This window comes from Burkholderiales bacterium (genome assembly GCA_013695435.1).
Taxonomy (GTDB): Bacteria; Pseudomonadota; Gammaproteobacteria; order Burkholderiales; family JACMKV01; genus JACMKV01.
Window position 1 is genome coordinate 1 of the sequence record JACDAM010000218.1, and the last position, 22709, is coordinate 22709.

The window sequence follows — 22709 nt, forward strand, 5'->3', positions numbered from 1 at the left end:
CCAGCGCTGGGTAAACGAAATCGAAGAAACGCGTTCGCCGCCTCGATAGCGGGAATTTGCGTGGCGCAAAAAGCCCGACGCGATGCTGTCAATCGAGGGCTGGTCCCGCGGGCGCGAAGGGGACGGCGGAATCCGCATCCTTCCAGTGCTCGACGATTAACTGCAGACAGCGCGCGCCCTTGTATTCGTTAACGTCGAGCCGATAGATGGCGTCGATCGTTCCGGGCAGCGGTGTGCTGCAGAAAAACAGCATGCCATCGAAGCTTTCGCCGCACGGGATATCGGCTTCAGCGGCGGCGGAAGTTGTGGTGTCGGCGGCCGCGCCCGGGGCCTTGCCTGGTTTCCGCAGTTTCAGTTTCAGATGCTGATCTCCGACGAGGCGCTGGTTTTCGACGGTGAAGCGATCGTGGAATGCCGTCTGCGGAAATCCCTGCCCCCAGATATGGCCGGCAAGCAGCGCCGCAGTGTCCAGGCAGATGTCATGGTCGTCGAGACTGCCGTCAGTCTCGATCACGCGCTCCAGATCGGCTGCCGTCAACAGGCTGCGCGCCACCTGTTCAAAGACCGTGCAAAAGCGCTCGAAATCGCGTTCGCGCAGCGTCGCGCCGGCGGCCGCCGCGTGCCCGCCGAAGCGGATCAACAGACCGGGGTGCCGCTTTGCTATCAGATCGAGCGCATCGCGCAGATGCAGCGCCGGGATCGATCGTCCCGAACCTTTGAGTATGCCGTCGACGACTGATCCATTCGCACGCGCAAATGCAAACGCGGGTCGATGCAGCTTGTCCTTCAGGCGGGAGGCGACGATGCCGATCACGCCTTGGTGCCAGTCCGGGCGAAACAAGCTGATGCTGTGACTGTCGCCGGGTTCGCCCAGCGCGGATGTGGCCAGCGCGGCAAGCGCGGACTCCTGCATGCCGCCTTCGATTGCGCGCCGCTCGTGATTCAGCGCATCGAGTTGGGCGGCAAGCGCCAAAGCAGATTCTTCGCTGTCGCTCAACAGGCATTCGATGCCGAGCGACATATCGGCCAGCCGGCCGGCGGCATTCAGACGGGGTCCAAGCATGAAGCCCAGTTCGTAACACCCCGCCTTGCGCGCTTCGCGGCGGGCGATATGCAGCAGCGCCGTGATTCCGGGGCAGGCGCGGTCTGTGCGTATCCGCGCAAGACCGTGATGCACGAGAATGCGATTGTTATCGTCGAGCTTGACCACATCGGCGACCGTGCCGAGCGCGACGAGATCGAGCAGGCAGGCAAGATTGGGCTCTTTGCGCGGACTGTCGGCCCACGGCCGGGGGTCGGGGAAAAAAGGATTTGAGTTGTTAAACGCGCCCCGCTGCCGCAACTCCGCGCGCAACGCCAGCATCACGTAAAAAATCACGCCGACGCCCGCCAAATGCTTGCTGGGAAATTCGCAGCCTGGCTGGTTGGGATTGACGATGCAGTGCGCGTCCGGCAACAAGTCGCCCGGCAGGTGATGGTCGGTTATGAGGACCGCAATGCCGCGCTCAACGGCCGCTTGTACGCCCTCGACGCTGGCGATCCCGTTGTCGACGGTGAGTAGCAGATCGGGATTTCTTTGAGCCGCAAGCGCGACGATTTCAGGCGTCAAACCATAGCCGTATTCGAAGCGGTTCGGCACCAGGTAATCGACCGTCGCGCCGAATTCGCGCAAGGCGCGGACGGCGACCGCGCAAGCAGTCGCGCCATCGGCGTCGTAATCAGCGAGGATCAGTATCCGTTTGCGCGTCGCGATCGCATCCGCAAGCAAGCGCGCCATTGCGTTCGCGCCTTTCATCCCGGCGGGCGGGATCAGGCTGCTCAATTCGTGCGCAAGTTGCTCCCTTCGGGAAACGCCGCGGGCCGCGTAGATGCGCGCGAACAATGGTGGATAGCCGGATTCGCACAGTGAATCGAAGCAACACCGCGGGTAACTTCTCTGAACGATGTGCGAATCGGGCTTCCCTGGATTCTCCACTACCTGACAGAAGTTCGTAGACGCAGGCGAGGCGGATCTCCGCCGATAATCACTTTAGAACCAGGCTTTCATTCGGTAGACAGGCTTGTTCATACACGTGGACGGCGAATTTTATGCCCTCCCTCGTGCTTTCGAACATTTCGGCTATCTGAAACGTCAAGAGAAACAGCACTGGATAGAAAAGGGCCGGGGTCGAGTTGGCGCATCCGAGAACACGGCGGGAAACGTTGTCTACGACGATTCTCGAATTACCGAGCAAGCCGATACCGGCGCCGATAATGCCCCCAACGAGGATGTCGGAAGCATAATGGAAACCGATATAGATGCGCGGAAACGCGATCAGAAAAACGGTATAGGCCAGCGCGCATAATCCAAGCTTTCTCGATAGAAAAAACAGACTGACCGACAGGGAAAAAAACAGCACAGCATGATCGCTCGGAAAGGAACTCCAGCCTTCCAGGACGTTGGAAGTCATGCCCAATGGAGGCAAAAAATCGATGCTTGTCTCATGCAGCGGGCGGGCTCGAAACGGCAGGATGATCGCAAGGATACGCCCTGCCGCTACGGCGACAAAAGCGCTCAGCAGCGCAGAGATCACGCGTTCCCGATAGTCGAATTTCTTGTTGCCATCCTTGAACCACCACCACCACAGGACGGCCATGAATATACCGCCCTTGGCGAGATGAGCGGAAGCGAAAAAGACCATCGCATAGTCGAATGACCAGGAAACCTGCGAAAACCCGTTCAAGGTTAGCGTGACCGCCGAATCCAGAAAATTCATGTTGTTATGCTTATCCCTTTTTCTTATAGAAATACATAATTACGTAATATTTGCTGGAAGGCAAGGGCGGTTCCGCTGGTCTGTCAGGGTCGCCTTGTCCCCCAATGGAACCGTCTGCTGGAGTAACGGCGCCCGTCCATGCCCTCACCACTCCTGCTGCGAATCGCAGGGCGGAAAGGTATTGTTTGCGGCCCATTAAGTCGCAGGCACAAACGGAATATGGCAAACTCTGCCGTTCTCCGACCCCCTGGCTTCTGCGTGCGACCTTACGAACTTCTGATCGGCCTTCGTTACACGCGGGCCAAGCGGCACAACCACTTCATCTCTTTCATCACGCTGATTTCGATCGCCGGCATCATGCTCGGCATGACGACCCTGATCGTCGTGCTGTCGGTGATGAACGGTTTTCACGAGGAGATTCGCACGCGTACGCTCGGCGTCGTCTCGCACATCCAGCTCAGCGGCGCCGATAATGTGCTCGACAACTGGAAGCAGCTTGCCGCGGAAGTCGCCGGTCATCCCCAGGTCGTCGCCAGTGCGCCCTTCATCGGCGCACAGGGGCTGCTGTCGTTCGAAGGCGTGGTACGCGGCGCCGGCTTGCGCGGCGTGCTGCCCGATTTCGAGGCGGGCGTTACGGAAATCGCCGATCGCATGACAAGCGGCAGTCTGCAACAACTGAAAGCCGGCGAATTCAATATCGTGCTCGGCGCCGAATTGGCGCGGGCTCTGCGCGCCAACCTGGGCGACAAGGTCGTGCTGATCGCGCCGCAAGGCCAGGTCACGCCGGCCGGCATTTTGCCGCGGCTGAAGCAGTTCACCGTCGCGGGTATCTTCGAAATCGGCCACTTCGAGTACGACGCCAATCTGGCGCTGATCCATCTCGACGACGCGCAAAAGCTTTACCGCATGGTCAACGAGGTCAGCGGTTTGCGGCTGAAGCTGCGCGATCTGTTTCAGGCGCCGCAGGTCGCGCGCGAATTGCAGCGAACGATTTCGGTGGATGCCTATGCCGGCGACTGGACGCGGCAAAATGCGAATCTGTTCCGCGCTATCCAGATCGAAAAGAGAATGATGTTCATCGTGCTGATCCTGATCAGCACCGTGGCCGCGTTCAACATCGCCTCGACACTGGTGATGGCGGTGACCGACAAGGAATCGGACATCGCGATTCTGCGCACGCTCGGCGCATCGCCGGCGTCGATCATGAAAATTTTCATGGTACAGGGTGCGCTGATCGGCGTATTCGGTACTCTGCTCGGCGTGATCGGCGGTGTACTGCTCGCGCTCAATGTCGATACCGTCGTCGGCTTCATCGAACGCCTGTTCCATGTCCAGTTTTTGTCGAAAGAGGTTTACTACATCAGCGAGCTGCCGTCGGATCTGCAATGGGCCGATGTCGGCGTAATCGCCGCGGTCACCTTGACGCTCAGCTTGCTGGCAACGATCTATCCGAGCTACCGCGCCTCGCGCGTCAACCCTGCCGAGGCGTTGCGCTATGAATAGAACGTCCGAGCCGCAAATATCCTGCCGCAATTTGCGCAAAACCTACCGGCAGGGCCAGCTTGCCGTGCCGGTTCTGGCCGGAGTGAATCTCGACGTGATGGCGGGAGAGCGCGTCGCCATCGTCGGCGCCTCTGGCTCCGGCAAGAGCACCTTACTGCATTTGCTGGGCGGGCTCGACGACGCGACAGCCGGTGATATCCGGATACTCGGCCGCGACATACGCGGCATGAGCGAGACCGAGCGCGGTGCGATGCGCAACCGATCGCTCGGCTTCGTTTACCAGTTCCATCATCTACTGCCGGAATTCTCGGCGCTGGATAACGTTGCGATGCCTTTGTTGATCCGGCGCTTCACGCGAGCCGATGCGCATCGCCGGGCCGCGCAAATCCTCGAAAAGGTCGGGCTCGCACATCGCCTTGGCCATACGCCGGGCGAGCTTTCCGGCGGCGAGCGCCAGCGCGCAGCCTTGGCGCGCGCGCTCGTCACCGAGCCGGCGGCGGTGCTTGCCGACGAGCCGACCGGCAACCTCGATCGTCATACCGCCGAGGGCGTTTTCGAGTTGATGCTGGAACTGAATCGAAATCTTGGCACGAGCTTTGTTATCGTCACCCACGATCTCGGTATCGCGGCGCGCGCCGGCCGCACCTTGCAGCTCGTCGATGGCGCGCTAACGGATTTCAGCCCGCCTTTGGTGCAGCAACTCGTGCCGACGCCTTAAACCCGGGCGACGGTATCAGCGACGCAACGATCCATCATCTAAACCAGCGTGTGGCGCGTAACACGATAGGGCGGGAAGTAGGCTAGCTTGAAATTTGCTTCGAAGATCGCAGGGCTCACCCCCTGCGAGCCCGGGAGATCCGCATGGACGAACTGTACGCAGTGATGATGTCTTGGGCGGTTACGCTGTCAGGTTATCCAGCGCCGATCAATCAGGCTGAAATCGTTCCTGTTCCACACGCTTTCCTGGTCGAAAACGTTTGCGGCGGCCGCGAATGCAAAGTCATGGGCTGGTATCCGCCCGGCGGCAAAATCCATATGGATGCGAAGTTGAACCCCGCAGAAAATCTGTACGCGAGTTCTATCCTCCTGCACGAAATGGTTCATTTCCTGCAGCACGAATCCGGCAAGTATCGCGAGGGTTACACGTGTTCGGAAGCGATGACCATGGAGCGCGAGGCCTACGGTGTACAGCGCGAATATTTGCTGCGCTACGGCGTTTATCAGCCGGCCGGGGTCAGCATGCATCTGGCGAGTTGCGAAGTGGCGATCGGGCACGCGAAGTCGGATGTCGAGGGATCCGCGCTGGTGGAAAAACGCTGAGCCGATCAGAGCGCGGCGGGCCCGCAAGTTTTTTCCTGGCCTTCTCCATCCAGGGAGAGAGCTGCTCCGCTTTTTGATTTTCCCGGCCCAGCGTCAATAGTCAGCTGGGACCGGCTCAAGGCTGCGCCACAGATACCAGGTCGCAACCGAGCGCCAAGGCCGCCAGTTCGAGGCGATTTGCCGCATCTCGGCGAGATTGAGCGGTTTGACTTCTACGCCGCCCCCGCCATACGCGCGATTGATCGCTCGCCGCAGGCCAAGGTCATCGAGCGGCAGCACGTCGGGCCGCATCAGGTAAAACATCAGGAACATCTCGGCTGTCCAGCGGCCTATCCCTTTCACCTGCACGATTTCGGCGATGATGGTTTCGTCGTCCTGTTGCGGCCAGTCGTCGATGCACAGGGATCCATCGATGAAATGCCGCGCCAGATCGCGCAGATAAGCCGCTTTGCCGGCCGACAAACCGCAAGCCCGCAACTGTTCTACCGTCGCTTGAGCTATGATTTCAGGCCGCATCGTTGCGAGCGCCGCAATCAGTTTTTGCCAGACCGATTGCGCCGCCTTGACGGAAATCTGCTGACCGACGATCGCGCGCGCCAGGGTCGTGAAGGCGTCGCTGCGGCCTTGCAGGGTCAGGCCGGAGTGTGCAGCGATCAGTTTCTTCAACACCGGATCGCGTTTGCCGAGCGCACGCGTAGCTTTCCGCCAGAATTCCGGTATCCGCTCTGCGGCTCCGGCTGCTTCAACAACCATGGCGCGGCCGCGTCCGTCGCTTGCGCCAGGCGGTCACAACATACAGCCGCCAGCCGCCGCGCACCACAATATAGCCCGCCGCCGAGAGCAGCAGCGCCAGCAGCAGCAAGCCGATCCCGAATGGTTTGCCGATCACATCGTAGCCTTCGGCCAGCGCTCTCATCCAGGCGCTGAAGCCTTTATCATCAAGCTGCAGCACTTCGCGCAGCGAGCCGTTGGCGCGCTCGCCAGTCACCCACACGCCGAGTTTGTAGGCGGCAAGATACAAGGGAACGATGGTAAAAGGATTGGTGTACCAGGTCAGCAGAACCGCGACCGGCAGATTGACGCGAAAAATCACCGCGAAAATCGCCGCGAACAGCATCTGCACAGGGCCGGGGATCAATCCCGCGAATAGCCCGGCCGCGGCGCCGCCGGCGACCGAACGCCGATGCAGATGCCACAGGTTGTGATGATGCAGTAATGAGCCGAGGCGCCCGATCATGCGGTTTTCCCGCATCGATGCGTGACTCGGCAGATATTTGCGGAAGTATTTGCGCGGCATGCGGCGGCGAAAAATTGATGATATTACCGGATTGGCAAGTTGCTGGATTAACAGCCTGTTTAGACGCCGATCGGCGTCGAGTTCGTGGCATACGGCGCCAACACGAATCCTCGCCTCGATTTTGCCGATTCTGCGGAATCGGGCAACACTCCGCGCAGACGAAGCGCTACGGTAATCTACCGCGATGCGAGGCAATATCCTGTCGTTTGTCCTTGGCGTCTTGCTGCTGCAGCAGCACGGCGAATTGCCCGATCTTTGGCCTGCCGTGTCTCTTGCGCCACTGGCGTTTCTGGTGTGGTGGCTGAAGACTGCGGACGCTGCCGCACCAAAAGCCGTGCGTCGCATGCTCCTCGGCGCGTTTTTTATGGCGGCCGGCTTTTTCTGGGCCGCGTTGCTGGCCGAGGTCCGGCTGGCCGACAATTTGCCCGCGGCGTGGGAAGGGCGTGATATCGCGTTGATCGGTGTCATCGCCGGCCTGCCGCAGGAAAACGAGCGCGGCGTGCGTTTCGACTTCGACGTCGAGCGGGTGGCGCCGGAAAAGGCGGGCGCGCCCGATCGCATCGCGCTGAACTGGTACAAAGATCGTCGCGACGCGAATTCGACTATTCCGAAATTGGCCGCCGGCGAGCGCTGGCGGCTGACGGTTCGTCTGAAGCGACCGCACGGCAATGCCAATCCGCACGGCTTCGATTACGAAGTCTGGCTGCTCGAACGCAGCATACGCGCGACCGGCTACGTCCGCGAAGGCGCCAACCGGCGCCTTGCCGAACTCGTTTGGCGCCCCGGTTATGTTATCGATCGCGCGCGCGAACACGTGCGCCGGCGCCTGCTCGCTTCGCTCGATGGCAAGCCTTATGCCGGCGTCATTACGGCACTGGTCATAGGCGACCAGAACGCGATTTCGCGAAGCGACTGGGATCTCTTCCAGCGCACCGGCGTCACGCATCTGATGAGCATCTCCGGCTTGCACGTCACCATGCTTTCGGGATTGGCCGCCGTGCTGATTTACTGGCTGTGGCGCACAAGCGCCGCACTGACGTTGCGTTTGCCGGCACGAAAAGCGGCTGCCGCCGCCGGTGCGCTCGTCGCACTCCTCTATGCCTTGCTGGCCGGTTTTGCCGTGCCGACGCAGCGCACGCTGATCATGCTTTGGGTGGTGGTCGCCACGTTATGGACGGCGCGCTCGAGTTCCGCGTCGGCGGTTTTATGCCTTGCGCTTTTTGTCGTCGTGTTGTTCGATCCGTGGTCGGTGCTCGCGCCGGGATTCTGGTTATCGTTCGGCGCGATCGCGCTGATCATGCTGGTCGCGACGAATCGCGTCGCGCGGTCCGGCTGGCTGACGACTTGGGGCCGTGCGCAGTGGGCAGTGACGGTCGGCCTGCTTGCGCCGTTGCTCGCATTGTTTCAGCAAGTCTCGTTGATCGCGCCGATCGCCAATCTGTTTGCGATACCCGTGATCAGCCTGATCGTCGTTCCGCTGAGCCTGATCGGCGCTGCTGTTCCGTTCAGCGTGTCGTTTCATCCGGTGTTGCTGCTCGCGCATGAAATTCTGGATTGGCTGATGGCGCTGCTGCGGCTTTTCGATGGTTTGCCGCAAACAATCTGGCAACAGCACGCACCAGCGCCGTGGACCCTGGTCGCAGGTCTGGCTGGCGCGATCTGGCTGCTGCTGCCGCGAGGGTTTCCGGCGCGCTGGATCGGCATCGTTGCGCTCGCGCCGATGTGTCTGGTCAAGCCGGCCCGGCCCGGCGATGGCGAATTATGGCTGACCGTGCTCGACGTCGGGCAGGGGCTGGCAGTTCTCGCGCAAACCGGGCATCACGCGTTGCTGTACGACAGCGGGCCGGCATTCAACAGCGAAGTCGATGCCGGCAATCGCATCGTCGCGCCCTATCTGCTGGCGGCGGGAATCAACGAACTATCGGGAATGATCGTATCGCATGACGATGCCGATCACAGCGGCGGCGCGGTGTCGGTCTTGCGCGCGCTGCCGACAGCATGGCTTGCATCATCGCTTCCGGCGCCGCATGTAATCCAGGCGCATGCCGCGCAATCGATTCAGTGTTTCGCCGGCCAACAATGGCAATGGGATGGCGTGCGCTTCGAAGTCCTGCACCCGACGCTCGAAAGCTATCAGGACGCGACATTGAAAGACAACGCGCGCGGCTGCGTGCTCAAGATCACGTCGCGCTTCGGCGCCGTTCTCCTTCCCGCGGACATCGAAAAGGATACGGAACTCGAAATCGTAAAGCGCACAGATCAGGCGCTTGCGGCCGATCTTCTGGTAGCGCCCCATCACGGCAGCAAAACTTCATCGAGCGCAGCGTTCGTCAATGTCGTACAGCCGGACGCCGTCATTTTCAGCATGGCTTACCGCAATCCGTTCGGCCACCCGCGCGACGAAGTCGTCCAGCGCTATCTCGATATCGGAGCACAAACCTTTCGCAGCGACCAAGACGGCGCGCTCAGTGTGCGATTTACCTGGAAAGGAATATTGATCGGCGCTTATCGTCAAGAGAGTCGCCGCTACTGGCGCACACTGAATCAGGGGCAGGTGAGAAACCTAGCCATTCCAGGCGGGCAGCGCTAGTGCCCTGTCCGCGAATAAGTTGGCGGTTTCGCCGTTCGACCTGAGCCTGTCGAAGGGCCACCTACCGTCGTTTATGGTTCGATGGGCGCCTGAACGGTCAGACGCGCAACAAGTAATCGATCCCGCGCTGCAAAACCGAGTTCGACGCAATCGCAGCGGGTTCCGTGTGATCGCGGCTGTAGTGGAGGCCGCGGCTTTCTTTGCGGAGCAGAGCGCTCCTGACGATCAGTTCGGCGCTTTGTACGAGATTGCGTAGTTCGAGCAAATCGGCTCCGACGCGGAAATTCGAGTAGTAGTCGTGGATTTCCTGATTCAGCAACTGGATCCGGTGCTGGGCGCGCGCCAGCCGCTTGTCGGTGCGGACGATGCCGACGTAATCCCACATAAAGCGGCGCAGTTCATCCCAGTTGTGGGCAATCACGACCTCCTCATCGGCGTCGGTCACACGGCTTTCGTCCCATGCTGGCAGATCGAGCGGGGCTTGGTCGACCTGGCGCAGGATGTCTTCGGCCGCGGCCTTGCCGAACACCACGCATTCGAGCAGCGAATTGCTGGCCAGCCGATTGGCGCCATGCAGCCCGGTCTGGGCGGTTTCGCCGACCGCGTACAGATTCGCCAGATCGGTGCGCGCGTTTTTATCCGTCATAACCCCGCCGCACGTGTAGTGGGCAGCGGGGACCACCGGAATCGGTTCCTTCGTGATGTCGATGCCGAATTCGAGACAGCGCGCGCAAATGGTGGGGAAGTGCTGTTTGACGAATTCGGCCGGCTTGTACGAAATATCGAGGTAGACGCAATCGAGTCCGCGCCGTTTCATCTCATCGTCGATGGCGCGGGCGACGACGTCGCGCGGGGCGAGTTCGGCGCGTTCGTCGTAGGCGGGCATGAAGCGCTTGCCGTCGGCCGTGCACAGGACCCCGCCTTCGCCGCGCATGGCTTCCGTGATCAGGAAGGATTTGGCGTGCGGGTGGAATAAACAGGTGGGGTGGAACTGGATGAATTCCATGTTCGCCACCCGGCAACCGGCGCGCCAACCCATGGCGATGCCGTCGCCGGTGGCGGTATCCGGATTGGTCGTATACAGGTAAACCTTGCCGGCGCCGCCGGTCGCAAGCACGGTGTGGCGGGCGCTGATCGTCTTCACCGCGCCGCTCTCGGAATCCAGCACGTAAGCGCCGACGCAGCGCTGGCCGGGCAGGCCGAGCTTGAAGCTTGTGATTAGATCGACAGCGACATGCTGCTCGAGCAGGGTGATGTTCGGGTGGGCGCGCACGCGTGCTTCGAGCGTCGTCTGCACGGCATGGCCGGTCGCATCGGCGGCGTGGATGACGCGCCGCTTGCTGTGGCCGCCTTCCCGGGTCAGGTGGTAGCCGGTTTCGTTGCCGGCGTCGCGCGTGAACGGCACGCCTTTTTCGATCAACCAGTCGACGCTGGCGCGGCCGTGTTCGACGACGTAGCGGGTGACAGCCTCGTCGCACAGACCGCCGCCGGCTGCGAGGGTGTCCTGAATGTGCGCCTCCAGCGTATCGTCGAGCGCGAGCACGGCGGCGATGCCGCCCTGCGCCCAGGAACTGGCGCCGTCCTGAAGTGTCTTTTTGGTGACCAGACCGACTTTTTTGTGATCGGCCAAATGCAATGCCACGGTCAAGCCGGCCAGGCCGCTGCCTATGATTGCGACGTCAAAATGCATGCTGTCGTTCGTATTGGAATGCACGGGATGATACCGCTTTTCGGCCATTTCCTGCCGTTCACGCTTTTGTTCGCCGCTTTGTTCAATCCGCGCTGAACTAACTTCACGGCTCGGCTGTCTTTGCCCATAACCGCGACGGCGCGTTTCCGAAGCGGTCTCTGAACGGTATACTTGCGCACTGCGAGTTCTGCGGCTTCCGCCGCGGCTTCGGCAGTTCCTCCGGTCCTGCAAATTCCGCAGGTCCACTAAGTAAATCCTTCAGGGATCCCCGGTTCGATGAGTGATCGCGAGATTGATCAACAGCTGGTCGAACGCGCCCAGCGCGGCGACAAACACGCGTTTGAGCTGTTGGTTATCAAATACCAGCGCAAGCTTGCGCGCTTGCTATCGCGTTTTATTCGGGACTCGGCCGAGATCGAAGATGTGACGCAGGAGGCATTCATAAAAGCGTATCGCGCGCTGCCTTCGTTTCGTGGCGATAGCGCTTTTTACACTTGGCTGTATCGAATCGGCATCAATACGGCAAAGAACTATCTGGTAGCCATGGGGCGACGGGCTCCAACGACCACGGAGTTCAATGCCGAAGACGCCGAAACGTTCGACGACGGCGATCAGTTGCGCGATGTCAACACGCCGGAAAACGAGTTGATGAGCAAGCAGATCGCGAACACGGTCAATCAGACCATGCTGGAGTTGCCGGAAGATTTGAGGACTGCGATTACCTTGCGCGAGATCGAAGGCTTGAGCTACGAGGATATCGCAAACATCATGGATTGCCCGATCGGTACGGTGCGTTCTCGGATATTCCGCGCGCGCGAATCGATCGCGGAAAAGCTGCGTCCGCTGCTTGGGACGAGCAAAGACAAGAGGTGGTGAGATGGACAAGATTTCCGCATTGATGGATGGCGAGCTCGGGGAATACAACGCGCGATCCGCATTGGCAAGCCTGAAATCGCAGGCAGAGCTGCGCGAGCAGTGGATGAGCTTTCACGTGATCGGCGATGCGCTGCGCCAGGATGCACAGTTGTCGTGCGATTTCAGCAGGAAGTTCGGCGAGCTGCTCGCGAAGGAGCCGACTGCGCTTGCGCCGGCGCGACGGGCGGCGGCAACACCGCGCCGCATGGCGTTATCGGCCGCGGCGTCAGTCGCGGCGGTTGCCATGGTCGGCTGGCTCGCGTTATCCGAAAATCCGCTCCTCCAGCCGGATTCTCCGCGGCCGGATAATCTCGCGGCGGCGCCAAGCAGTCTGGCGTCGGCTCCGGCCGCTCGTAGTGCGCCATCGCTCGAGTTCGAAACCAGCAGTGGCGTCAACGACTATCTGCTCGCGCATCAGGAATTTTCACCGAGCACCGCGATTCAGGGCGTTGCGCCCTATGTCAGAACAGTTTCCGAATCGCGCTGAACTTGCGATGGATCTCATATTGAGGCCGCATGCTGAAACCGCCGGATGGCAAGGTGTCTAACTGTCAGGTTCGCCAATCCGGCGTAATGCCAATCAAGCTATGCTGCACATGACATCGATCCACTTTCGTTTTCCGGTTTTTCTGTTCCTCGCCGTCGCCGTCAATACCGGGTACGCGCAACAAGCGCCCGAGGGGCTGGCGTGGTTGCAGAAAATCGCCCGTTCGGCCCGGGAACTCAACTACGCTGGCACCTTCGTTTATCAGCACGGCAGTCAGGTCGAGACCTCACGCATTACCCATGTCGTCGACGCTGCGGGTGAGCACGAAAAGCTCGAGGCGCTCGACGGCAGCCCGCGCGAAATCATTCGCAACAATGATCAGGTCATGTGCTACTTTCCCGATACCAAAACCGTGAAGGTGGACAAGCGCAGCGCCAACCGCACGTTTCCGGCGCTGCTGCCGGAGCAGTTGAAAAGCCTCGCGGACAACTACCAGATCCGCATCGGAAAGCAGAATCGCATCGCCGGCCACGACTGCCAGGTCGTGATTCTCGAGCCGAAGGACAAGCTGCGTTACGGCCATCGTTTCTGCGCCGCCACCGACAGCGGATTGCTGTTGAAAGCGAAAATGCTGAACGAAAGAAGTGATGTCGTCGAGCAGTTTGCTTTCACGCAACTGACGATAGGCGAAGAGATCGGCAAAGAAATGGTCGAATCGCGCTTCGACGCAAAATCGCTGGGCTGGAGATTCGACCGCACGGCGACGCCGGAAGCGAGCGTAGACACCGGATGGGAAGTTTCGAGCGCACCAGCGGGTTTCCGCAAAATCGTCGAAATGAAACGTGTGATTCCAGGTAAATCGGGCCCGATCGCGCACCTGGTTTATTCGGATGGTCTGGCCGCGGTTTCGATTTTCATCGAACCGGTCCCGTCCAATACGCAATTTCAACACGGCATGTCGCAGCAAGGCGCGATCAACATCTATACGCGTCGCCACGCCGACAATATGGTCACGGTGCTTGGCGAAGCGCCGGCTGAAACGGTCATGCAAATCGGCAATTCCGTCGCCAAATCCAGATAATCGATCCAGTAAACCTCATCCGAGGGCGCCACGGTAACGATCGAGCGTTCACGCGAATGGCGGCGCTTCCTGCCAGTTTCTTCGCAGCATCAAACTTTCCTCCGGCTACGGCACAGAGCCGCCCAACGCCTCGCGCCACTTCGAATAACCCGCCGCAGAAAGATGAATTCCGTCTGACGAGTAGCGTGCGTCCAGCCTGTTGCCGTCGCTGACCATAAGCGAGTAAAGGTCCACATAGACGAAGCGATCGCCGGCCCATTTGGCGAGCGTTTCGTTCACGCGAACGATATCGGCATCGACATTCGGCGGCGCCGGCAACCCCCAACGCGCGCCATCGATCGGGAGAATGCTTTGTACGTATAGCTGCGTGTCCGGTTGCAAAGTCTTGATGTGTTCGATCAAAAAGCGGTATTCACGCAACACGTCTTCGGGCGCTTTGCCGTAAAGCAGATCGTTGATGCCGATCATCAGAAACAGCTTGCGCGGCCGATGGCGCAGGAGCTCGTCGATCCGGCTTTGCAAACCTGGAACCGTATCGCCGCTGATGCCGCGACCAAGAATATCCGCGTTGCTGAACAGCTCGTGCCACGGGCACAGCTCGGTCAGCGAATCGCCGGCGAAAATGATCGCGCTATCGCGCTCGGGCATGATCGCATAGGTATCTTTCAATCCGGAGTGATGCTCCGAACCGGGGAAAACAACAGGCGGGCGCGCAGATAATCCGAGCCTGGAACTGAGATACGTCCAGCCGCCTTTCTGGTAAACGAAAATGCCGGCGCCTGTCAGAAACATGAGGTTTGCCGTCAGGGATAAAACAAGGGCTTTACTGGAAAATTTTCTGAGCACTGTTGCAGCAAAATCGCTTCAGGTCTGGCGGGATCAAAGCTGGCGGTAAGGGATATTGCAATAGTGCACTTCGCACTCTGCAAGCCAATTAAACTCTGCAAACTTACACAAGCCTTCAAGAGCATTCTGGGCGAGGTCGGGATGCGAAGTAGGGCCTATGAAGATCTCGTTGATTACAGACTGAGACGGAAATGGGACTTCCCGAAGCGAGATGCGGGAATAAGGCATTAGCATCGAATGTCCCGGCCTGTAGAAGAGGTTATCGCGCGATGCTTCGATAATGAGTCGCCATTCTTTCTCTTCGGCAAACTTTTGATGCTTGATCAGTGGTGCTACTTGCGCAAAACGTTCCGCGAACATGGATCGGAATAGATCGGGATTGGGCGATTCATTCAGCTGTAAGTTTATTGCGCACAATTCATCGAGAAGCGTGCCAAGGATAAGCTTTTGCTGCTCCGGTTTGTACTCGCAGGCGAATAGTCCCCGCCCAGTCCTGCCGTAATTTGAATTGAAAAAATGTGAACTGAAACCGATTGAGTAGCCCGCACCCTCTCGACAATACCCTCGCCATTGACTAAGAACATTTCCGTCTTCCGATAAGGAGAAAACGCAAATAGGAGTTTCTTGAAGATGCTCAATATCGTGTTCAAGGTTTTCGTACAACTCCTCGTAATTTTCTACCGGCGGATTTGCTTTCTTTTCTCTTATTACGGTTTTGAGAATGTCGACGGCCTCCTGGAATTCCTGGCTGTCGTTGAGGTAGTTAATGACAGTTGCCCATACGTATTTTTTTTCCAAAATGCCGCACAGTCCCTCGATTGAAGTGTAGTGATAAAGTGTAGGCGGTGGGGGTCGGCGTTTCAATGATCCTAACGTTAATGTGGGGAGCGTCATCTCGATCCTGGGCTTGAAATCTAGATACTACACCCCAAATAATTCTCATTTGTAGATGGAGTTTTGAATGAACGAAACCGTACAAAAAGAAACCCTGGGTTTTCAGACCGAGGTCAAGCAACTGTTGCACCTGATGATCCATTCCTTGTACAGCAATAAGGAAATTTTTCTGCGCGAGATGATTTCGAACGCGTCGGACGCATGCGACAAGCTTCGCTTCGAGGCGCTGACCGACGGCGCGCTGTTCGAGAACGATGCCGACCTCAAAATTCGCGTGAGCCTCGATAAAGCCGCGCGCACGATTACGGTTGCCGACAACGGCATCGGCATGTCGCGCCAGGAAGTCATCGACAACATCGGCACCATCGCCAAATCGGGCACGCGCGAATTTTTCCAGCAACTGACCGGCGATCAAGCCAAAGACGCGCATCTGATCGGGCAATTCGGCGTCGGCTTTTATTCGGCATTCATCGTTGCCGACAAAGTGACGCTGATCACCCGCCGCGCCGGCCTGACCGCCGAGCACGGCGTGCGTTGGGAATCGCAAGGCGCCGGCGACTATACCCTTGAGATCGTGGAAAAAGCCGGCCGCGGCACCGAGGTTACTCTGCATCTGAAGCCCGGCGAGGATGAATTGCTGAACGATTGGCGGTTGCGCAGCATCATCCGCAAATATTCCGACCATATTCAGTTGCCGATTGTCATGAAAGCCGAGGAAAAAGGCGACGAAGGTGCCCGGAAAGAGCCGGCTGAGACAAACGCGGAAGAAACCGCCAACGCTGTCAGCGCGGAAAGCGCCGAGGAGACTGTCAACGCGGCAAGCGCGTTGTGGGCTCGGCCGAAATCCGAAATTACGCAGGAGCAATACGACGAATTCTACAAGCACGTTGCGCACGATTTTGAAGCGCCGCTCGCGCACGTGCACGCCAGAGTCGAAGGCAAACAGGAGTACACGCAGCTCTTGTTCATTCCGGCGCGTGCGCCGTTCGACCTGTGGGATCGTGATCGCCGCCACGGCATCAAGCTTTACGTGCGCCGTGTGTTCATCATGGACGATGCCGAACAGTTGATGCCGCAATATATGCGCTTCGTGCGCGGCGTCATCGATTCGAATGATTTGCCGCTCAATGTGTCGCGCGAGATCCTGCAGGAGTCGAAAGACGCCGAAGCGATCCGGGCCGGCAGTATAAAGAAAGTGCTCGGCATGATCGAAGACCTGGCCGAAAATCAGAAAGAAAAATTCACGACCTTCTGGCAGGAATTCGGCCGCGCGTTCAAGGAGGGCATCGGCGAGGATTTCGCGAACCGCGAACGCATCGCCAGGCTGCTGCGCTTTTCATCGACGCATAACGAAAGCGATGCCGAGGACGTTGCGCTTGCTGATTATGCCGCGCGCATGAAGGAAGGCCAGGAAAAAATCTATTTCGTCACGGCCGACAGCTATGCTGCCGCCAAAAACAGCCCCCATCTCGAAATCTTCCGCAAGAAAAGCATCGAAGTGCTGCTGCTGCACGACCGCGTCGATGAATGGCTTGTTTCGAATCTGCCTGAGTTCGACGGCAAGAAACTGCAATCGGTTGCCAAAGGAGGCCTCGATCTCGGCAAGCTGGAAGACGAAGCCGAAAAGGCCGAGCAGAAAAAAGAAGCCGGCACTTTCAAGGATCTGACCGATCGCATTCAGAAATCGCTCGGCGATATCGTCAAGGAAGTGCGCGTCAGCTCGCGTCTGACCGAATCGCCGTCCTGCCTGGTCTCCGGCGAGCATGACATGAGCGCGAATCTGGAGCGCCTACTGAAATCAGCCGGCCAGAAAGTCCCGCAAAGCAAACCGATCCTCGAAATCAATCCGCATCACCCTATTGTGTCGCGACTGAAAGACGAGAGCGAAAGCGGGCGGTTTGCCGACTGGAGCCATATCCTTTTCGACCAGGCGCTGCTGGCCGAGGGCGGTCAGCTCGAAGACCCCGCGAGCTTTGTGAAACGCTCCAACGACTTGATGTTGGCGATGATCGCGAAGTAGCGGGCGCGCGACTCCCGGGTTTCGCGGGAATCGTATTTTTTTGAGATGGTCCTGCGATTTCAGGACGCAGCCGGGCGCCGCAATGTGACAAGTGCTACGCCAGCCACGGAAATCAGCATGCCGGCAATCGCGACAACGCCGAGTTTCTCGCCGAATACAACGAAAGCGATCAGCGCGGTCACAGGCGGCACCAGATAAAACAGGCTCGCGACTTTTGCCGCTTCGCCTTTTTGGATCATCAGCAACAGCAAACTGATCGCGCCGAGCGATAGCACGACGACCAGCCAGACAAACGCGAAAACGAATTCACCGCTCCACTCTACCTGCATCGATTCGATCAGCGGTGCCAGCAACAACAGCAACAGCATGGTCGCCATGAACTGGATGAAAGAACCGCTGCGCAAATCCATGGTCTCGCAGAAACGCTTCTGATAAAGCGTTCCTGCCGACAGGCTGACGAGCGCGAAAACGGCGAAGCCGGCGCCGCCGAGGCTACCTGGCGCAACTTTTTCGGCGACCACCAGGACGACCCCGAGCAAGCCCAACCAGAGCCCCGTCCACTGCCGCCGGTCGACCTGTTCGCCAAGCAGCGGTCCGGCCCGCGACGGCGGCCAAAAGCGGCTGCAGACTCGTGATCAGCGCCACGACGCCGGCCGGCGTTCCGCCTGCGATCGCGAGATAAACCCCGCTCAGATAGGCCGCGTGAATCAGCAAACCGGCGACGGAAATATGCGCAACTTCGCGCAAGCTGCCCGGCCACGACGCGCGCATCAACAGGACAACCGGCAGGATCAACGCGGACGCGGCGACAAAGCGCAACAGCAAAAAGGTCAATGGTTCGGCATACGGCAATCCAAGCTTGGCGCCGATGAACCCGGTGCTCCAGAGCAGCACGAACAGAATGGGCGCCGCGGCCAGCCAGGGGTCACGCGCCCTCATCTTCGATGATCGGCCAGGCGGCAGTATGCATTCCTCGAATTACCCTCGCCGCCTAGTTGACGCGTTCGAGCATGAATCGCCGATGATCCGTTTCTGAAAGGTTGATTTATGTGTGAACAGGCCCTAGTCCAGGCTAGCAGCCGACGTTCGCTGATCCTGCGATCAGGAACCAGCAGGCAGTGCGTCACGTTTCCGACCAGCGCCGGGTCCGCTTCTGCAGAAAAGCGTCTATGCCTTCAGCCGCGTCATCGCCGAGCAGGTTGTCGGTGATGGCCTGGCTGGCGAGCCGGTAGGCTTGCGTTAGCTCCATTTCGATTTGCGCGTAGAACAGACGTTTGCCGGCGGCGACAACGGACGCCGGTTTGCCAAGAATCGAGTGCGCCAGCGCGGCAATCCCGGAATCGAGTTGTTCTCGCGGCACGACGCGGTTCACGAGCCCGCGCGCGAGAGCGGTTGCGGCGTCGCTGAAATCTCCCGTGAAAAGCATTTCGAACGCCTGTTTGCGCGGCACGTTGCGCGTCAATGGGACGCTGGGTGTCGCACAAAAGAGCCCGTAGTTGATGCCGGAGGTTGCAAAGCGGGCGTCGCTGGCCGCAATCGCGAGATCGCACGCGGCGACGAGCTGGCAGCCGGCGGCGGTCGCGATGCCGTGCACGCGCGCGATCACCGGCTGCGGCAGCCGCATGATGGTCAGCATGATGCGGCTGCATCGCGTGAACAGATCGTGGATGTATTCACGATCCCGATGCGCGCGCATTTCCTTCAGATCGTGTCCAGCGCAGAAGGCGTCGCCGCTTCCCGCCAATACGACGACTCGCACCGAATCGTTGGCCTCGATGTCGTCGAGCGCAGTTTGCAGTTCGCGCAACAGCGCGCCGGAGAGCGCATTGAACTGCTGCGGCCGGTTCAGGGTCAGCGTGGTGATTCCGTGCGCATCGCAGCGTATCAACAGCGGCCGCGCGGTGGCGGCGTTTGCAGGAGAGGGGATAGCCATGAGGAATTCGATTCAATCAAGCGGACGGGCCATTATAGCCACCGTGCCGGGCGAGGCGGTGATCGCGCAAATTGGCTCGCGAACTCGCCACCCGCGCCCGCATCTAACGGTGCGAAAAAACACCTATAAAAGGATCATACGCATGAAACGCATTTTCCTGTTTTTGGCGACCAATCTCGCGATCGTTTTCGTACTCAGTATTACGCTGCGCTTGCTCGGCGTCGATCGCATCCTCGATCAGGGCGGCGGACTCAACTATACGTCGCTGCTAATTTTTGCCGCGGTGTTCGGGTTCGGCGGTTCGCTGATTTCCCTGCTGATTTCGAAGTGGTCGGCGAAACGGCTGACAGGCGCGAAAGTGATCGAACAGCCGTCTAACGCGACCGAGCGCTGGCTGTTCGAAACCGTGCGCCGCCAGGCCGATGCGGCCGGCGTCGGCATGCCCGAAGTCGCAGTTTACGAGGCGCCCGACATCAACGCCTTTGCGACCGGCGCCAGCCGCAACAACGCGTTGGTCGCGGTCAGCACCGGATTGCTGGGCAGCATGAACAGGGACGAAGCCGAGGCCGTGCTCGCGCACGAAATGACGCACGTCGCCAATGGCGATATGGTCACGTTGGCCCTGATTCAGGGCGTGGTGAACACTTTCGTGATATTCGCCTCGCGTGTGATCGGCCACGTCGTCGACCGCACCGTGTTCAGAACCGAAAACGGCCACGGCCCGGCATTCTGGATCACCGCAATCGTCGCCGAACTCGTGCTTGGCGTACTGGCGACGATGATCGTGATGTGGTTTTCGCGGCAGCGCGAATTTCGCGCCGACGCCGGCGGCGCAGCACTCGCCGGTCGCGGCAAAATGATCGGCGCGCTTGAACGGCTGAAGCTGACTTACGGCCAGCCGCAATTGCCCGAACAAATCACGGCGTTCGGTATTTCCGGTACCGTCGATCGCGGTTTCAAACGGCTGTTCATGTCGCACCCGCCGCTCGAAGAACGCATCGCCGCCTTGCGCGCGGCCGCTTGACGTATCGGCTGCGACGTCGTCAAGCCAGAGTCAACACGATCTTGCCGACATGCGCGCCGGATTCCATCAGCCGGTGCGCATCGGCGGCGCGCTCAAGCGGGAACGCCGCGTGCACGACCGGCCAGATTTTTCCGGCTTCGAGCAGCGGCCAGACTTCCCGGCGCAGCGCATCGGCGATCTTTGCTTTGAACGCGGACGGCCGGGCGCGCAATGTCGATCCGGTCAAGGTCAGGCGCCGCATCAGCATCGCCGTCAGATCGAGCGAGACGTTTGCGCCGCCCAGAAACGCGATGATCACGATGCGGCCGTCGTCCGCCAAAGCGCGCAGATTCCGCGCGACATAGTCACCTGCGACCATGTCGAGAATGACGTCGACGCCTGTCCCGGCGGTTTCCGTTCTGACGATTTCGACGAAATCTTGCTCGCGGTAATTGATCGCCCGCGCCGCGCCCAGCGCTTCGCACGCCGCGCATTTTTCTGCCGAGCCGGCAGTCGCGAACACGCGATGGCCGAATGCTCGCGCCAGCTGGATCGCGGTTACCCCGATGCCGCTGCTGCCGCCGTGCACGAGCAGGGTCTCACCTTTGGCGAGCTTTGCGCGATCGAATACATTGCTCCATACGGTAAAAAAAGTCTCGGGTAGCGACGCCGCTTCCGCTTCGCTGAATCCGCCTGGAATCGGCAGGCACTGCGTTGCCGGCGCCGTCGCGTATTCGGCATAGCCGCCTCCGGAAAGCAGAGCGCAAACCGCCTCGCCCGAGCGAAAACCACGGACGTCCTGACCCAGCGCGGCGATTTTGCCGGCGACCTCAAGGCCCGGGATTTCGGAAGCGCCCGGCGGTGGCGGATAACGGCCGCTGCGCTGCAGGATATCGGGACGATTGATGCCGGCCGCAGCGACCTGGATCAGTACTTCGCCGGGACCAGGCCGTGGCAGCGGAAACTCGACGACGCGTAAAACTTCGGGCCCGCCAAAGCTAGTGATGGCGATTGCGCGCATCGTCTCGGGTGACGCTCTGGCCACGGACTTGATCGGAGAGAACCGGCGCGCCGCTTTTTCGTGGCAGCCGGCCTGGCGCATCGACTAACAGGCTGTTGAAAAACGTAGCGAGCGCAGCCAAGACAAGTTGCTGCGGGCTAGAAAGCGGAATGCATATGGGAATACATGAGCATTTTGAGGCCCTGAGTAAGAAAGTATCGGCAAGCGCAGTAGTTTTTCAACAGCCTGCTAATGGTGGCCGCGGGGTTGCAGCAAATGACTCATCAACGCGCGCAGCTTGGCGGGGCGCACAGGCTTGTGCAGCAATTGATAGCCGCTGCCGCGGGTTTCGCGCAGGCGATCGGGCGCGGTATCCCCGGTGATCAGGACGCTGGCGATTTCTTTACCATAGTGCGCCTGTATGATGCGAATGGCGTCGATGCCCGTGGTATTTCCGCGTAGCCGGTAATCCGCCAGCACCAGTTCGGGGGTATCGCTGCGCTTGGCCAGCGCCTGGATTGCCTCGTCGATCGAGCCGACGCTCAGCACCTGGCATCCCCACTGGCCGAGCAATGCCTGCATGCCATCGCGGACCGAGCGTTCATCGTCGACGACGACCACGAATTTGCCGCTCAGAATATCCACCCCGGGAACGCCCGACGCCGACGCGAAGCCACGCGCCGCATCGATCTCGCCGGATGGCACCGTGACCTTGAATACCGAGCCGCGATCCGCTTTGGAGCGAAAGTCCAGTTTGAGCGCCAGGAGATCGAGCAGGCGGCGGACAATGGCAAGCCCCAATCCCAGCCCTTTCTTGCGGTCGCGTTCGGGGTTGCCGAGCTGGTAGAACTCTTCGAAAACCTTGTTGCGATATTCCTCGGGAATGCCGGAACCGCTATCCCATATTTCGATGCGTGTTTGGCCGCCGGCGCGGCGCGACCCTACGACCACGCCGCCTTTCTGCGTGTAGCGGATTGCGTTGGATACCAGGTTGGCGAGCACGCGGCCCAGCAGTACCGGATCGCTGCGCACCACGGCGCTCGACGGCGCAACCTTGAACCGCAGCCCTTTTGCGGCCGCCTGCGCGGCAAAATCGGTTTGCACCTGATCGAACAGCGTTTGCAGCGGAAAATCCTGGACCGCGGTCTGGACGATGCCGGCATCGAGCTTCGAAATATCCAGCAGGGCGTCGAATAGACTCTCCAGCGATTCGATCGACGCATTGATGTTGCCGACGATGCTGCGTTCGCTCTGGCCACTGACCTTTTCACCCAGCGTCGCCGTGAAAAGTCCCAGTGCATGCAGCGGTTGCCGCAGATCATGGCTGGCGGCAGCGAGGAATTGGGATTTGGCGCGGTTGGCGGCCTCGGCTTC

General features: G+C 59.9%; 19 protein-coding genes and 1 pseudogene. 9 read left to right on the forward strand and 11 right to left on the reverse strand.

The features are described 5' to 3' along the window. Positions 1 to 88 precede the first annotated feature (88 nt). Both recJ and H0V78_10820 read right to left on the reverse strand, forming a co-directional pair. Positions 89 to 1945, reverse strand: a complete 1857-nt coding sequence (recJ, locus tag H0V78_10815; GenBank protein ID MBA2352242.1) for a single-stranded-DNA-specific exonuclease RecJ — start codon at positions 1943 to 1945, stop codon at positions 89 to 91. Between the two features lie 79 nt (positions 1946 to 2024). Next, the gene (locus H0V78_10820) at positions 2025 to 2756 is read right to left on the reverse strand and encodes a phosphatase PAP2 family protein (protein ID MBA2352243.1); all 732 of its coding nucleotides are present in this window, start codon (positions 2754 to 2756) and stop codon (positions 2025 to 2027) included. Positions 2757 to 3014: 258 nt separating this feature from the next. Between H0V78_10820 and H0V78_10825 the strand changes: the two genes are divergently transcribed. From H0V78_10825 to H0V78_10835, 3 genes are all read left to right on the forward strand, one after another. Beyond that, positions 3015 to 4259, forward strand: a complete 1245-nt coding sequence (locus tag H0V78_10825) for a lipoprotein-releasing ABC transporter permease subunit (protein ID MBA2352244.1) — start codon at positions 3015 to 3017, stop codon at positions 4257 to 4259. Continuing rightward, positions 4252 to 4977 (forward strand): lipoprotein-releasing ABC transporter ATP-binding protein LolD, encoded by a 726-nt coding sequence (gene lolD / locus H0V78_10830; GenBank protein ID MBA2352245.1) that lies wholly within the window; start codon positions 4252 to 4254, stop codon positions 4975 to 4977. The genes H0V78_10825 and lolD overlap by 8 nt, the downstream gene beginning before the upstream one ends. A 143-nt stretch (positions 4978 to 5120) precedes the next feature. Then, complete coding sequence (locus H0V78_10835) at positions 5121 to 5579, forward strand: hypothetical protein (GenBank protein MBA2352246.1); 459 nt, start codon at positions 5121 to 5123, stop codon at positions 5577 to 5579. Positions 5580 to 5672: 93 nt separating this feature from the next. Here the strand turns inward: H0V78_10835 and H0V78_10840 are convergent, their stop codons facing one another. After that, positions 5673 to 6332: a DNA-3-methyladenine glycosylase 2 family protein gene (locus H0V78_10840; protein ID MBA2352247.1), complete on the reverse strand. Its 660-nt coding sequence runs from the start codon at positions 6330 to 6332 to the stop codon at positions 5673 to 5675. Further along, the gene (locus H0V78_10845) at positions 6322 to 6876 is read right to left on the reverse strand and encodes a DUF2062 domain-containing protein (protein MBA2352248.1); all 555 of its coding nucleotides are present in this window, start codon (positions 6874 to 6876) and stop codon (positions 6322 to 6324) included. The genes H0V78_10840 and H0V78_10845 overlap by 11 nt, the downstream gene beginning before the upstream one ends. Before the next feature lie 184 nt (positions 6877 to 7060). Here H0V78_10845 and H0V78_10850 point away from each other — a divergent pair, with 184 nt between their 5' ends. After that, positions 7061 to 9466 (forward strand): DNA internalization-related competence protein ComEC/Rec2, encoded by a 2406-nt coding sequence (locus H0V78_10850; protein ID MBA2352249.1) that lies wholly within the window; start codon positions 7061 to 7063, stop codon positions 9464 to 9466. 97 nt (positions 9467 to 9563) lie between these two features. Here H0V78_10850 and nadB read toward each other — a convergent pair whose 3' ends face one another. Then, the gene (gene nadB / locus H0V78_10855) at positions 9564 to 11156 is read right to left on the reverse strand and encodes an L-aspartate oxidase (GenBank protein MBA2352250.1); all 1593 of its coding nucleotides are present in this window, start codon (positions 11154 to 11156) and stop codon (positions 9564 to 9566) included. A gap of 276 nt (positions 11157 to 11432) precedes the next feature. On the opposite strand from nadB, the gene rpoE reads away from it, so the two are divergent. The 3 genes from rpoE to H0V78_10870 all read left to right on the forward strand — a co-directional run bounded on the left by rpoE (position 11433) and on the right by H0V78_10870 (position 13639). Next, positions 11433 to 12032, forward strand: a complete 600-nt coding sequence (rpoE, locus tag H0V78_10860) for an RNA polymerase sigma factor RpoE (protein ID MBA2352251.1) — start codon at positions 11433 to 11435, stop codon at positions 12030 to 12032. Position 12033: 1 nt separating this feature from the next. Continuing rightward, positions 12034 to 12558 carry a sigma-E factor negative regulatory protein gene (locus H0V78_10865; GenBank protein MBA2352252.1) on the forward strand — a complete coding sequence of 175 codons (525 nt, stop codon included), beginning with the start codon at positions 12034 to 12036 and terminating at the stop codon, positions 12556 to 12558. A gap of 100 nt (positions 12559 to 12658) precedes the next feature. Then, positions 12659 to 13639 carry a MucB/RseB C-terminal domain-containing protein gene (locus tag H0V78_10870; protein ID MBA2352253.1) on the forward strand — a complete coding sequence of 327 codons (981 nt, stop codon included), beginning with the start codon at positions 12659 to 12661 and terminating at the stop codon, positions 13637 to 13639. Positions 13640 to 13744: 105 nt separating this feature from the next. Here H0V78_10870 and H0V78_10875 read toward each other — a convergent pair whose 3' ends face one another. Both H0V78_10875 and H0V78_10880 read right to left on the reverse strand, forming a co-directional pair. After that, positions 13745 to 14431: a hypothetical protein gene (locus H0V78_10875; GenBank protein MBA2352254.1), complete on the reverse strand. Its 687-nt coding sequence runs from the start codon at positions 14429 to 14431 to the stop codon at positions 13745 to 13747. An 87-nt stretch (positions 14432 to 14518) separates the two neighbouring features. After that, entirely contained in the window at positions 14519 to 15379 is an 861-nt protein-coding gene (locus H0V78_10880; GenBank protein MBA2352255.1) for a DUF2971 domain-containing protein, read from the reverse strand. Positions 15380 to 15446: 67 nt separating this feature from the next. Here H0V78_10880 and htpG point away from each other — a divergent pair, with 67 nt between their 5' ends. Continuing rightward, positions 15447 to 17399, forward strand: a complete 1953-nt coding sequence (htpG, locus tag H0V78_10885; GenBank protein ID MBA2352256.1) for a molecular chaperone HtpG — start codon at positions 15447 to 15449, stop codon at positions 17397 to 17399. A gap of 59 nt (positions 17400 to 17458) precedes the next feature. Here the strand turns inward: htpG and H0V78_10890 are convergent. Together H0V78_10890 and H0V78_10895 are read right to left on the reverse strand one after the other, a co-directional pair. Next, positions 17459 to 18338, reverse strand: a pseudogene (locus tag H0V78_10890) (DMT family transporter). 184 nt (positions 18339 to 18522) lie between these two features. Continuing rightward, positions 18523 to 19332 carry an enoyl-CoA hydratase gene (locus H0V78_10895; GenBank protein MBA2352257.1) on the reverse strand — a complete coding sequence of 270 codons (810 nt, stop codon included), beginning with the start codon at positions 19330 to 19332 and terminating at the stop codon, positions 18523 to 18525. 142 nt (positions 19333 to 19474) lie between these two features. Between H0V78_10895 and htpX the strand changes: the two genes are divergently transcribed. Further along, a complete protein-coding gene (gene htpX, locus H0V78_10900; protein MBA2352258.1) occupies positions 19475 to 20356 on the forward strand; it encodes a protease HtpX in 882 nt (293 codons plus the stop codon). A 19-nt stretch (positions 20357 to 20375) separates the two neighbouring features. Here the strand turns inward: htpX and H0V78_10905 are convergent, their stop codons facing one another. Continuing rightward, positions 20376 to 21356 carry an NAD(P)H-quinone oxidoreductase gene (locus H0V78_10905; GenBank protein MBA2352259.1) on the reverse strand — a complete coding sequence of 327 codons (981 nt, stop codon included), beginning with the start codon at positions 21354 to 21356 and terminating at the stop codon, positions 20376 to 20378. Positions 21357 to 21584: 228 nt separating this feature from the next. Then, a partial coding sequence (locus H0V78_10910; protein MBA2352260.1) for a hybrid sensor histidine kinase/response regulator occupies positions 21585 to 22709 on the reverse strand: 1125 nt, incomplete at its 5' end.